The organism is Enterobacter cloacae complex sp. S3 (genome assembly GCF_014930495.1).
GTDB classification, from domain to species: Bacteria; Pseudomonadota; Gammaproteobacteria; order Enterobacterales; family Enterobacteriaceae; genus Enterobacter; species Enterobacter asburiae_B.
The window spans coordinates 47,957-61,286 of record NZ_JADBRD010000001.1; the positions used below are offsets into that span (position 1 = coordinate 47,957).

The window sequence follows — 13,330 nt, forward strand, 5'->3', positions numbered from 1 at the left end:
CTCTCCCCTCCGGGGAGAGGGCTGGGGTGAGGGGCGCGGGTCTTAGTAGCCCATATTTTTCTTCTTCTCTAACTCTTCTTTCGCCGTGTCAGGCAGGTAGAGCGTGGACTTGGTGACCGTCACCTTCTCAGGCATCGTGCCGTCTTTCTTGAATTTCTCCAGCGCGTCGAATGCCGGACCCGCCATGTTTGGCGTCAGCTCCACGCTGGCGTTGGCTTCGCCGTCGATCATCGCTTTGTAGATGTCCGGCACGCCGTCGATAGAGCCGGTGAGGATATCTTTGCCCGGCTTCAGGCCCGCTTCTTTAATTGCCTGAATCGCACCGATCACCATGTCATCGTTGTGGGCGTAAACCATGCAGATGTTCTTGCCGTTGTTTTCAGCTTTGATGAAGCTCTCCATGACCTCTTTACCTTTACTGCGCGTAAAGTCGCCGGACTGAGAGCGGATAATCTTGATGTTTGGCGCTTTAGCGATGGCCTCAGCAAAGCCTTTTTTACGGTCGATGGCCACGCTCGCGCCGACAGTGCCCTGCAGCTCAACGACGTTACACGGCTTGCCATCGACCTGTTTCACCAGCCAGTCGCCAATCAATTGCCCTTCCAGCACGTTGTTGGCGGTCACGGTGGTCATATAGAGGGATTTGTCTTTGACGTCGATGGAACGGTCGAGCAGGAAGACAGGGATCTCAGCGTCTTTCGCTTCCTTCAGGACGGGTTCCCAGCCGGTCGCCACGACGGGTGCAATAAAGATGGCATCCACGCCCTGGGCGATAAAGGAGCGCACGGCTTTGATCTGATTCTCTTGTTTTTGCTGACCATCGGCGATTTTCAGGGTAATGCCGCGTTTCTGAGCCTCGCTTTTGGCAACGTTGGTTTCTGCCGCTCGTCAGCCAGATTCAGAGCCGACCTGCGAAAAACCTACGGTTAAGGGAGCGGCCATCGCCATAGACGACATGGCTGCCGAAACTGCTGTGACAAGAAGTAAGCGCTTCCACATATGAGCGTCCTCGTAGGGGTGTTTATTGTTGGTTAAAAGATGTTCTGCGAAATGACTATAGCCCATGAAATATGTAACGAATTGCGTTACATCACACTTCAGAAAAGTGAATAAAACGTTAATCACAAGTTTGTAATCGCTTTCATTTCACCATGAAAAATGCGGCTGAGTTTATGGATTTTTCTGTCATGGAATCGGTCTGAAAAGTGGAGAAAGCGGGGAGAGAAAGCGAAAACAGGCGGAGACATTCAGCGCGAGTTGGCTATAATACCTGCCACTTGTTTACCATCCATTTTAAAGGACACCGACATGAGCTTACTCAACGTCCCAGCGGGTAAAGAACTGCCAGAAGACATCTACGTAGTTATCGAAATCCCGGCTAACGCAGATCCGATCAAATACGAAGTGGACAAAGAGAGCGGCGCCCTGTTCGTAGACCGTTTCATGTCTACCGCGATGTTCTATCCGTGCAACTACGGTTACATCAACCACACCCTGTCTCTGGACGGTGACCCGGTTGACGTGCTGGTCCCAACGCCATACCCACTGGAGCCAGGCTCCGTGATTCGCTGCCGTCCAGTTGGCGTGCTGAAAATGACCGACGAATCCGGTGAAGATGCGAAGCTGGTTGCGGTACCGCACACCAAGCTGAGCAAAGAATACGATCACATCAAAGATGTGAACGACCTGCCAGAGCTGCTGAAAGCGCAGATCACTCACTTCTTCGAGCATTACAAAGACCTCGAAAAAGGCAAGTGGGTTAAAGTTGACGGCTGGGACAACGCAGAAGCGGCGAAAGCAGAAATCATCGCCTCCTTCGAACGCGCTGCTAAGAAGTAATTCTTACTGCTGTTAATGAAGGCCCCGCGAGTCGGGGCTTTTTTATTTCCCTGGTTGAGAGTAGTACAAACTTAACTTTTAAGAATAATCCCATTCCTTTTGTTTTGGATATTAAAAACAAAAAAAAGACTCCCTATCATTTATAGTGGGAGTGGTTGAATAGCCTGGCTGTTCACAACATACTGTCATGATGATCATTAATCCCCATTCATTACAGGATTCATATGTCATCCATTAACATTGATGTTGCCCGCCCAACTGGAATTTATTTTATCATTGAACGGTTGTATTCCCGCGATGGTTATATGCCTTCTATTGGGGAAATCAGCCCCTCTTTGACACAGGTGCACCGTACTGTCATTCAGCTAAAACGCAAGCAGGATATGTTTATGGATGGTGTTAAGGTTACCCCTAAAGATATTACCCTTTGGCAACAGATAAAATATATTACGGGTTCAAAAGTAACGACCAAGGATACAGATGCGTTAGTGTATACGACCGATTTTATCGGCTCCCTTGTTGCCACCACGCCTTTAGGTAATATTGAGCATGAAAATATTCCTCGCTTCCTCACGACAGAGTCTATCCACTCCCTTCCACAGGCGGTGAGTTATGGGCGTGATCCCATCCCACAAGTCCTTCTTTATGGTCGTAAGGATATAGTCTTCTTTATGGATAATGGTGGTAAGGGTACACCAACCGCTATTGCAAAATATAACCACAATACTCGTGACCTTGCCATAATCAAAGATCAGCTAGAAGCCAGTAAAACGATGAAGGAGCTGCTATCTAAGGGAGCAAAATTATGAGTAAGAAAAACCATGTCATAAGCCTATTCGTCCTTATTATTGCCTCCTTTGTCTTTGGCAGAAGTACTTATGTTGAATATCTGTCATGGTACTATGGAAGCGATCATTTAATATTCAGTCAAATAAATAGCGCATTACTATCTGGTTTACTTAACGGACTTTACTTCGCGCTATCATCAAGCATTATTTATGCGTTACTCACTCTATTAAAAACAATTCCCAGAAATATCTTTTTTTCTTGTCTTCTGCAATTCTTTATTAACATAGGGCTATATACGCTTTTTGTTGCAGTAGATAGAGGTTATAGTAAATTGCATACTTTAGGCTCGGGTGCTACTGATATCACCCAAAGCTATTTTTTAGGGGCGTTGCTGATGAGCACACTCCTGACCGTCGCGATCGTGAGCGTTATACATGCTAAGTTTCTTTCTTCAAAGCATAAAGATGGGCTACATAAAGGCGTTTGACTGTTACGGTAAAGACAGTAAATGGCAGTATCTCTGCATCATGACATTCCAGCTTGCCTGGTTTTTGTTTTACTTATGGATCCCTTATCGAAGCGATTATGTGATTCTGCTGTTTTTACTGTTTTTCCTGCCCGTCATTTCAAGCAATACGCGGTGCATAAACTACTATGGCCGTTCACGCGCCTTGTGTTTTTTATGGCTTATTGCCCCGTACATCATGCTGTTCGTTCCTCTGTTTTTAACCCGACGCCGGGATACAGAAGAGAGTTGAAGGAATAAAAAAAACAACGCCACCTCACGGTGGCGTTGTTTTTTTCAGTACTGGTCTCTGTCTAACCAGTTACCGCTTACAATCCGCGTTAACCCTTCGACCGGACGCTGGTAGACGTACATCCACGCACTTCCGTACGGCGTCTGGATCAACTGGCGTGCGTATTCACCGCCCCTGGTGCGCAAGGCATCAAGTTCGGCAAGCGTCGCGTTATCAATACGATAGACTTCACCCTGTACTGTTCCTTCGCCCGGAACCGCGCCTGGATAGTGGCCCAGGCTGTACAACTGGTAGTTCTCGATATTGTAATTCCCCAGCAGCAGGGCATTGGTCATCCAGTGACTGTTGCCTTGCTTGGTTCGTAAACTGCCGTAGACAAATATTCGCATTGCTAAAACTCAAACTGATAGAGCAGATCAAGTGCCTGGTCTACGCCGGACACTGCTTCCAGATATAGCTTGGGCATCAGGCGATAGCGTAACGTGAGAGTTGCCAGTGAGTCAAAGATCCCCACACCATATTTTACCTGCAGACCCGGCAGTACATAGCCGCTGACCACCACCTGCGAGGAGTCACCCACGCCCTGGGTGTCCAGCGCCAGATTGCTTACGCCGAACGTCTCGCCGATTTTACCCACAACCTGCCCACTTTGTGCAACCCCCAGACCCACTAACATCGAGGTCATCGCCGCACTGTCGCTTTGTCCGCTGTTCAGACCTTGTCCACGCAGCAGATAAGAGAGCGCTTCCTGCTGCGACATCGCCGGGTCAGAGAAGATCTCCGCCTTCGGTTCGTCGGCGGAACCGGTGACGCGAACGCCAGCAATGACGTCATCTTCCGTCGCTTCCGGGTTACGAATCGCCTCGATATTCAGCAGGGGCTGATCCGGTGGACCGGAGAACAGCAGCTCGCCTTTGCGCACAATCAGATCCTGACCATAGGCGTGGAAACGCCCTTCAGGAATAGTGATCTGCCCGTTCAGGCCAAGCCCCTGTTTATCCTGCGCGACTTTCAGGTCGCCCGTGAGCCTCGCCTTCAGCCCAAACGCATTCAACCGCACGTTATTTCCCACGTGCACGATGAGGTTACTATTGATCGGTATGCCCGCGCTCTTCTGTTCGACAGGTTTCAGATTTTCATTGAGCATCACTTCATCACTTGAGACGCCGACCGCGCTTTCCGGCACGTCGTGAACCACGATGCGCGCCCACGGCACGTCGACGCGCCCGTCAAGCGTAAAGAGGCTTGGCGTGGCTTCAAAGACCACATCAGGCGAAACGTCCAGGCGCACCATTGGCGGTACGGTGATGCGTACCCGGCTGCCCTTCGCGGCAATACGGGCGCGCCAGTTGTCGAGCTGGCTCCAGTCCGCGTCGCCGCTCAGGTTGATTTGCCCTTGCTGCGTCAATACCGAGCCGCTCAGCGTCGAGCTCATACCGTTGAAGTTCATCGCGATCTGGCTGGGCTGCATGTCAAACGGCATGAAGTTACCGTCGATATCCACGCCGCTGAGCCGCATCTGACCGAACAGCTGCGGGCTTTGCGCGTTGCCGGCCAGCCGCAGGTTAGCGTTCAGCATGCCCTCCGCTTTTTCCCCGCGCGCGAAAATCGGGTTCACCATCGCCAGGTTGAAGTTACGGACGTTGACGTTGCCGCCCAGATTACGCCGTCCCTGCGGATCGGTAATCTGGACCTGCCCGTCCAGCTGACCGTTGTTGGTCAGGCGGATCGTCCACCCCAGCTGCGCGCGATTGTTATGCAGATCGGCACTCAGGTTCAGGGTGTCGAACGCCACCGGCAGCGGCGCGTCGTTGACCTCCTGCGTCACCTTCACGTTACGCCCGGACAGCGTGACGCTGCCCTGCGGCAGTCCCTCTTTGGTGGTGTCCCAGGCCACATCGGCTTTCCCGCTGAAGACGCCGCTGGCCTGGGTCGTATCCGGCATAAACGGCTTCAGCATCGCCAGATCGAAGCGGTTGAGATTGATCTGCGCGCGCCCTTCCGCACCCGCATCGATGGTCTGCGGCACGCACAGCTCCGCATTCGGGTTGGTCCAGCAGTGTGGCCCAATGCTGATCTTCTGCTCGGCGTTGCGGTAGTCGAGGGCAATGGATCGCGAGAGCGCCAGCGGCCCGACCGGCGCATTGAAGCGCGTGTTATCCAGCGTCCCTTTCCAGCGTTCTTCTTTGCGGTCGAAGCTGCCGGTGAGGTGAAGCTGGCCGGAGACCGGCTCGCCCTGCACGCGCAGCTGGAGGTCGTGCTGTTTCTCGTTCCCTTTGGCGTTCAGGGTGACCAGGTTAATGTTCACGTCCGGCTGAGAAATGCGCTCCACGCGCAGGTTCAGGCTACCGCCGATCTGATCGGTGGATTTCACATCCCCTTCCACGCGGACGCGGGCAACGCTCAGCTCCTGCCAGCGCAGGTTATTGGCGGTAATGTCCGCCAGCAGCTGCGGTGCCTCCACCGTACCGCGCACTTTCACGAGACCTTTCGCCATGCCGCCCAGCCCCGGCAGGGCGTTATCCAGATTCGGCGCGTCGATGGTGGCGTCCAGATTGAGATCTTTCACCCCCAGCTCGCCTTTGATATCCGCCGTGTTGCGGCCCAGCGCCACGTGCAGCCCCGGGATAACCCACTGCAGATAGCTGTTGCCTTTCACCGAGCCTTCAACGTTAACCTTGTTCTGCTTCACGTTCCCGGTGAGCTTGATTTCCGGCACGTCCATCTGCCACGTACCGCCGTACAGGCTGCCGCGGGTTTTAATCAGGCCATCCAGCTTCGACGGCCAGTCCGGCACCTCTTTGGCGGTGTTAATGCCCGTCAGCTTCAGCTCGCCGCGCCAGCTGATCGCCTGCTGCCAGTCGAGCAGCGCGGTCAGCTCGGTTTTGCCTTCCAGCGCCGCGACGGTCAGCTTGTCGAGGTTGACCTGCCGTTCGTTGCCCTTCGCATCCAGCGTGATGTTCGCGGGCGGCACGCCCTGTCCCTTCACCGCGGTGCGGAACGAGAGCGCGTAGTCGGTCATCTTGCCGCTCAGCTTCAGCTTCAGATCATCGGCCTGGAACTGCTTTTCGCCGGTGAACGGCCAGTAAAGCTGCTTGCTGACAACCTCCAGATTGAGCGGCAGCCCGGCTTCCGCCAGCTGCGTTTGCGCGCGCAGGACCATGTCCACCGGGCCGGAGAGATTCACCCCGACATCCAGCTTATCGCGCAGCGCACCGCCCACTTTGACCTTCACCTTTTCGCCTTTCAGCGGATCGATGTTGAGGGCACTGTTAAGCGTGATGTCCACCGGCCAGTTGTCGCGCAGCAGGGCATTCCCCGACGCATTCACCGAGCCCTGGTTGGTGTCGATATCCAGCGCGTCGAGCTTCATGTTGCCGTCAATGCTGCTGACTTTCAGCAGCATGTTATAGACCGTCAGATCGGTATCGCCGGTCAGGCGCAGCTGCTCGCCTTTGAACTCCTCGATGTTGAGGTTCAGCGGCAGATGAACGTCGGTCATTTCCGGCAGGACAGGCTTCGAGAAGAGATCTTTCAGCGTTTCGCCCAGCGGCTTTTCTTCCGGCTGCGGGTTCTGGATCTTCGGCTCGACGATCTCTTCCTGCGCCACGTCGGCCACCTTCGGCAACGCGATCAGCAAGCCCTGCAGGGACGTCGGCGTCAGGGTCAGGTTTTTCTCCTGCCAGCGCAGGCCGGAGGTGAAATCCATCACGGACACGGTAGTGTCGTCGATTTTGATATTGACGTTATCGAGCGCGACCCGATAGAGCGCGATCGGGTACGGCGTGGAGAGATTCAGCGGGCCGCTGTCCTCTTCCTCGACCGGCGCAGACTTCGGCATTTTTTTCGAATCTATCGCCACGTTGACGTCTTTAAGCGACAGATCGTTGACGCAGAGCTTGCTGTCGCGCAGGCAGCCCAGCTTCACCGCCAGGTGGAACTCCCCGGCGTTCACCGCCACGCCCGGCTGCTCGTAGCGGATATTCTTCAGACGCAGATCGCGCCATCCGCCCGTTACCTGGCCAATCTCCAGCCCCGGCACCCAGCGGTTCGCAGCGTTAAACAGCAGATGCAGCCCGGTCGTCGTTCCCACCAGAAACGCCACCGTACCGAGCAGCAGCACGATAAAAATCAGCACCCCGAGGCTTATTTTCTTCCATAAACTCATAATTCAGGCCCCAGACCGATGTAAAACTGTAATCCGTGCTCTTCTTTGTCACCGACAGGCACGGCGAAGTCGAGCTTGATGGGCCCGACGGGTGACTGCCAGCGTACGCCCACGCCCGCGCCGGTTTTAAAGTCGCTGCGGCGGATATCGTTCACCGCCTCACCGCCGTCAACAAACATAGCGCCCCACCACTTTCCGCTGACGTTGTACTGATACTCCAGCGATCCGGTCGCCAGTTTTGATGCCCCGGTCAACTGGCCTTTCTCGTTCTCAGGTGAGATCGATTTGTACTTATACCCACGAATGCTGCGGTCGCCCCCGGCGAAGAAGCGCAGATCCGGCGGAACGCGCTCGAAGTCTCCCGTTTCAATCCAGCCGAGATTGCCGCGCATCACAAAGCGGTGTTTGTCGTACAGCGTGCGGATCCAGACGTTTTGCGCCTGAATCACCGAGAAATCCACGTCGGAGCCCCAGGCGGAGTTGGAATAATCAATGGAGTAGCGCTGTGAGTCGCCCCAGGTCGGCATCAGGCCGCCGCGCGAGCGGGTACGGCTGATCATCACGCCCGGATAAAGCAGCATGGTGGTATTGGTGACGTTGGCCTGGGTAAAGTGGTCCAGGCTCCAGCGCAGGTTAATGGCGCGCTGCCAGCCGCTGGAGAGATCCCAGAAGCGGGAGACCGCAAGGGTCGTAGAATCCTGCTTGGTGTCGTTCAAGTCGGTGCGCTTAAAACCGCCCTGCACAAGGTAATATTGCTCAAGCGGGTTTTTCAGCAGCGGCATTTTGTAGCTGAAATCCAGCTGCTGCTCGGGCGCAGAGAGGCTCAGGCTGGTGGTCAGGCTGTGACCGTACGAGTTCATCCACGGCTTTTTCCACGAGGTTCTCACGCGTGGTCCAACATCCGTCGAGTAGCCAACACCAGTCTCAATGGTGTTCTCGGTGCGCGGCGAGACAACGCCATGCAGCGGCAACACCTTCGTTTTGCGAGACTTATCAAATTCCGGTGCGACAACCACGGAGTTAAACCAGCCGGTAGCGGAAAGACGACGGTTCAGTTCCGCCAGGTCTCTCGACTGGTAGTAATCCCCTTTTTTGAACGGCACGAGGTTTTGCAGGTATTCTTCACGAATTTGCGAACCTTCAAACGTCACATCGCCAAAGCGGTAGCGTTCCCCGCTGTCGTAGTCGATATCCCAGAAGGCCTGACGCCGATCCAGCGCAATCCCCAGCTGGCTTTTATTGAACTGGCTGTCGAAGTAGCCCTTACGCAGGGAAACGTTCGTCAGCTCTTTTTTGAAATGGTCGTAGTCACCGTGGTTAAGCACGGTACCGATTTTCGGCCGCGTGCTGAGCAGGTCCAGGTAATCCCGGTCGGTACGCGCCCCGCCGCGCAGGATAACGTTCGTGCCGCCAATCAATACCGGCTCACCCGGCGAAACGCGGGCAATAAGAACCTGGCGCCCCTTCTTTGGCGGCGGGCGAAGATCGAAATCAATGGTGGGTTCGTAATACCCCAGCGCTTTAAGCCCTTCACGGATAGCGTCATCGACGCGCGCGCGAAAACGCCGGTCCGGCGTCACCTCATCACTCTGGATGGTCGACAACTGCGCACGCACGTTTTTTTCCAGCGCCCCGGATAACCCCTCAACCTGCAAACGGACATTCGCCGCGCTGGCAATCCCGCTTGTCAGCAACACACTGACTAAACATAACTGGCGGATTTTTGTCACGTTTTCTCCTGAATATCCCTGTTTCCACCCTGGAAGCAAATGAAGTACCGCTCCGCGGCAAAATACGGCCTGTTGGCCAAAAACCCAAATCACGGGTTGAAAACGGGTGTAACACCCAAATATTTCTTATGATTAAATCTAGACTCATTCAGCGCATTTATTGTGTTCAATTAAACGCTTCGTGACAACCTTAACCGAAACATCGCACCCCGGGAGGCCCCATCGTGAGTTTATTCGACAAAAAGCATCTGGTTTCACAAACTGATGCATTACCGGGACGCAACACCCCTATGCCTGTGGCGACCTTACACGCCGTCAATAACCATTCCATGACCAACGTGCCGGAGGGAATGGAAATCGCCCTGTTCGCCATGGGCTGCTTCTGGGGCGTTGAGCGCCTCTTCTGGCAGCTGCCCGGCGTTTACAGCACGGCGGCTGGCTACACGGGCGGCTACACGCCGAATCCGACCTATCGCGAAGTCTGCTCCGGCGAAACCGGGCATGCGGAAGCGGTACGCGTGGTCTATGACCCTGCAGTCATCAGCTACGAGCAACTCCTGCAGGTCTTCTGGGAAAACCACGACCCGGCGCAGGGCATGCGTCAGGGCAACGACCACGGCACACAGTACCGTTCGGCCATTTATCCGCTCACGCCCGAGCAGGATGCCGCCGCACGCGCCAGCCTTGAGCGTTTCCAGCAGGCCATGCGTGAAGCGGGCGATACGCGCGAGGTGACGACGGAAATCACCACCGCGAAACCGTTCTACTATGCCGAGGACGATCACCAGCAGTATCTGCATAAAAACCCGTACGGCTACTGCGGTATCGGGGGCATCGGCGTCTGCCTGCCGCCACAGCTGGCCTGATTATCAGCCGTTAAATCGTCGCCCGTACCGGACAGCGCCACGCTGTCCGGTCTTTTTTATGCCAAATTGTGACCTCTGGCAGATTTACATCTCTTTACGCTATACTACCCGCTGAAATAATCGGCTCAACGCTACGAGCTGATTTTCAATGTGTTTTCACACAAATGGTATCAACTCCCCTTCTGAGGATCTGGCGAGAAGCCGGATAAACTATGTTAAACAGCCATTTTGAATCCACTTTACTGGGGCAGTATGTCAGTGTTGGTGCGAGTTTGATGGAATTTGGACCTTAGCTATAACTATTGAAAAGATCAAGATATTATGATTAAAGTACGGGTCGGTAGAAGATATAATTTTCTTACTTTTCAAGGGAAGAAACCTGATGAGTTATCCCAAAAAACATCATTACATCCCTGCGTGCTATCTGAAAGGCTTTACCAATCAGGGTAAAAGGACATCTTTATTCTGGGCATTTCCAAAAAATAAGCCTGGATTTAAACATGGTACAAACCCTAATGATGCATGTGTGAGCAATAATTATTATAAATTAGAAGAAAATATACATCCGTTCCTAATTGAAGAATGGTACGGTAATACAGTCGAGACACGTATAGGTGAGTTTTTAGAGACCATAGATACGAGTAAAGGAATTAATTCCGAAGATGAAGGTTTAATCTGGTTGTTATCGTCTTTATTTTTAAGAAATTCACAACATAGAAATAATATCGAAACACCTCTAAGACAAGAACGAAAAATAGTCGAATCAATGAAAAAAGATCTTAATCAAAGGAATGTTACCTTAGGCATGTCAGTGAGGGATTACATTATCGATGATATTATTGAATATGAACTCAAACAAACCAAAATTGCCTCTTATTACCTCCCTCAATTCAATTACTCACTAATCAAAGCACCAAATAAAATTAATACCATCACAAGTGACTCACCTTTTATTTTATCTCATAATCGATTGCAAACATTTGGATTAGCTACTCCAGGGTCAATGATATTAGCCCCGTTAAATAAAAATACATTTCTTTTTGGATGTAAAGAAATGAAATTAAGTCCAATTCATAACGCAACAGATAAAACAATCGCAGATTTAAACACAATGATAATGCTTTCCTCGAATGAAAAGTGTTTTTCTAATAACGATCATTTTTTCATACTTGATGCACAAGATAATATCGCAAGGTATCCATGATCAATTTATAATCTGAAGAACACGCATTAACTATAAATTTATATATGTAAACATATCACTTGGCAACCATATGAGTACTCCCATTCAAAACTGGTAGCCGATTAATGCTAAAAAATGACGCACCACTAATTTCTATAAAATTCAGCTTTACATATAACTTCAAAATACGAGACAATTACAAAAAGTAACGATTTTGAGAGGAATTATGAATAGTTATGATTTTTCCAGACTAAATGATAAAGACTTTGAAGACCTGGTAATTGATCTAATTAAAATTGAAATGCCTGGTACTAATATAGAAAGATTTATGCCTGGAAGAGATAGCGGTATGGATGGTAGATTTTATATAGGTGGGAATAAGGTCATTATCCAAAGCAAACATTATGTTAACTCAAGCTACTCTGCTTTAATTAATAATTTGAAAAAAGAAGCAGCAAAGGTTGCAAGAATCAATCCTTCACGTTATATATTGGCTATCGGAAAAGGATTAACAGATGTTAGAAAGAATGAGATAATCAGTATATTTGGAAGTAGATATCTCCGGAGTGATGATATATTTTCAATTGAAGATATAACACATAAATTATCTCAATATAAAAATATCGAACGTAAGTACTATAAGCTCTGGCTTAACAGCACTTCTTTTTTAACATCAATATTGCATAATGACATTATTGGAAAAAGTAGTCATATTCTTGAGCAAATAAAAATAAATTCAGAAAAATACGTAGAAACACGAGATTTCGCCACAGCTAAGAATAAAATTGAACATTTCAACACTCTTATAATTACCGGCGAGCCAGGTGTTGGAAAAACAACTCTTGCGGAACAATTATGTCTTAATTATATATTAGAAGGATATCAGTTAGTTTATATAGAAAGCGACATAGAGGAAGGTGACAAAATCATTGAGCCAGATACAAAACAACTTTTCCTTTATGATGATTTTCTTGGAAGAAACTATTTAGAAGCATTAAGAAACAAAGAGGATTCAAAGATAGTTAGATTTATAAATAGAATCCGTTTCAAACCCGAAAAAAAATTAATTCTTACCTCCAGAACGACTATACTAAATCAAGGAAAAGCATCAAGTGAATTATTTTTTATTAATAACACTGAAAAGCATGAATATGAGATTGAGGTAAAAAACCTTGATATAATAGATAAAGCTAAAGTTCTTTATAATCACTTGTGGTTTAGAGAACTGCCAGACGAATTCAAAGAGTGCATTTGGAAAGAAAAAAGATATAGAAAAATAATTTCGCATAAAAATTATAACCCCCGGTTAATTTCATTCATTACAGATTATGATAAAGTTTCGCATCTTGAGCCAGAACATTACTGGGAATATATAGTTGAGAGTTTAGACAATCCCACAGCTATTTGGGATTATATGCTTACGAAACAAGTACCTAAATGTGTATTTTATTTAACTTATCTTGTATCGCTAAATAACGGAAAAATATCTGAAAAGGAGCTAAGTGAGAATTATGATAATTTATTAGAAATAATAAATTTCGATCGCTCACGAAATGATTATCTTGATTTTAAATCCTGCATATTACATGCAGTTAAATCAACATTACAACGCAAATTGGAGGAAGGCAAAGACGCGATATACGATGTGCTAAACCCATCAATTTCTGATTATTTAATTGCTAAAATAAATGATAACCTATCGCTTATACCATCATTTTTCTTAGCACTCTCATCTATACAATCACTTAACAATTTAAACACATTACTAAATAAAAAAATTGCACCAAATGCTGCGAACAAAATCGCAGATACCTTATTAAGTAACATTCATAGCAACAAAACTGAAGACTATATCATTGAACTTATTGAATTAATGATATCTAATAATAATTTATCACATAGTGTTAAATTAAAAGCAGCAAGGATTTTAAATACAAATACCCTCCCCTTAAGCAAATATTTTACAAAATATAATTATAGGATTGCAAAAATAATTA

8 protein-coding genes and 2 pseudogenes are annotated in these 13,330 nt (G+C 49.3%); 6 read left to right on the forward strand and 4 right to left on the reverse strand.

The features are described 5' to 3' along the window. Positions 1-42: 42 nt before the first annotated feature. Positions 43-999, reverse strand: a pseudogene (gene ytfQ, locus IM317_RS00245) (galactofuranose ABC transporter substrate-binding protein YtfQ). A gap of 309 nt (positions 1,000-1,308) precedes the next feature. Here ytfQ and ppa point away from each other — a divergent pair. From ppa to IM317_RS00260, 3 genes are all read left to right on the forward strand, one after another. Continuing rightward, the gene (gene ppa / locus IM317_RS00250) at positions 1,309-1,839 is read left to right on the forward strand and encodes an inorganic diphosphatase (RefSeq protein ID WP_010427397.1); all 531 of its coding nucleotides are present in this window, start codon (positions 1,309-1,311) and stop codon (positions 1,837-1,839) included. Positions 1,840-2,063: 224 nt separating this feature from the next. Next, the gene (locus IM317_RS00255; RefSeq protein WP_032662463.1) at positions 2,064-2,648 is read left to right on the forward strand and encodes a hypothetical protein; all 585 of its coding nucleotides are present in this window, start codon (positions 2,064-2,066) and stop codon (positions 2,646-2,648) included. Next, the gene (locus IM317_RS00260; protein ID WP_033144489.1) at positions 2,645-3,115 is read left to right on the forward strand and encodes a hypothetical protein; all 471 of its coding nucleotides are present in this window, start codon (positions 2,645-2,647) and stop codon (positions 3,113-3,115) included. Before IM317_RS00255 ends, IM317_RS00260 begins: the two co-directional genes overlap by 4 nt. A 315-nt stretch (positions 3,116-3,430) precedes the next feature. Here the strand turns inward: IM317_RS00260 and IM317_RS00265 are convergent, their stop codons facing one another. From IM317_RS00265 to tamA, 3 genes are read right to left on the reverse strand one after another with little or no spacing between them, the layout of a single operon-like run. Continuing rightward, entirely contained in the window at positions 3,431-3,775 is a 345-nt protein-coding gene (locus IM317_RS00265; RefSeq protein ID WP_014830431.1) for a gamma-glutamylcyclotransferase, read from the reverse strand. Between the two features lie 2 nt (positions 3,776-3,777). Then, complete coding sequence (gene tamB, locus IM317_RS00270; protein WP_033144488.1) at positions 3,778-7,554, reverse strand: autotransporter assembly complex protein TamB; 3,777 nt, start codon at positions 7,552-7,554, stop codon at positions 3,778-3,780. Continuing rightward, positions 7,551-9,284: an autotransporter assembly complex protein TamA gene (tamA, locus tag IM317_RS00275; RefSeq protein WP_033144487.1), complete on the reverse strand. Its 1,734-nt coding sequence runs from the start codon at positions 9,282-9,284 to the stop codon at positions 7,551-7,553. Before tamA ends, tamB begins: the two co-directional genes overlap by 4 nt. A 224-nt stretch (positions 9,285-9,508) precedes the next feature. Between tamA and msrA the strand changes: the two genes are divergently transcribed. From msrA to IM317_RS00290, 3 genes and pseudogenes are all read left to right on the forward strand, one after another. Beyond that, the gene (msrA, locus tag IM317_RS00280) at positions 9,509-10,150 is read left to right on the forward strand and encodes a peptide-methionine (S)-S-oxide reductase MsrA (protein ID WP_029741954.1); all 642 of its coding nucleotides are present in this window, start codon (positions 9,509-9,511) and stop codon (positions 10,148-10,150) included. A gap of 382 nt (positions 10,151-10,532) precedes the next feature. Next, positions 10,533-11,354: a DUF4238 domain-containing protein gene (locus IM317_RS00285; protein WP_045902446.1), complete on the forward strand. Its 822-nt coding sequence runs from the start codon at positions 10,533-10,535 to the stop codon at positions 11,352-11,354. A gap of 205 nt (positions 11,355-11,559) precedes the next feature. Next, positions 11,560-13,330 (forward strand): annotated as a pseudogene (locus tag IM317_RS00290) (ATP-binding protein); the annotation flags it as partial.

Bases quoted from the DNA above. Each gene is read 5' to 3' on its own strand.
- ppa (WP_010427397.1), top strand. From the start codon at position 1,309: ATGAGCTTACTCAACGTCCCAGCGGGTAAAGAACTGCCAGAAGACATC.
- IM317_RS00255 (WP_032662463.1), top strand. From the start codon at position 2,064: ATGTCATCCATTAACATTGATGTTGCCCGCCCAACTGGAATTTATTTT.
- IM317_RS00260 (WP_033144489.1), top strand. From the start codon at position 2,645: ATGAGTAAGAAAAACCATGTCATAAGCCTATTCGTCCTTATTATTGCC.
- IM317_RS00265 (WP_014830431.1), bottom strand. From the start codon at position 3,775: ATGCGAATATTTGTCTACGGCAGTTTACGAACCAAGCAAGGCAACAGT.
- tamB (WP_033144488.1), bottom strand. From the start codon at position 7,554: ATGAGTTTATGGAAGAAAATAAGCCTCGGGGTGCTGATTTTTATCGTG.
- IM317_RS00285 (WP_045902446.1), top strand. From the start codon at position 10,533: ATGAGTTATCCCAAAAAACATCATTACATCCCTGCGTGCTATCTGAAA.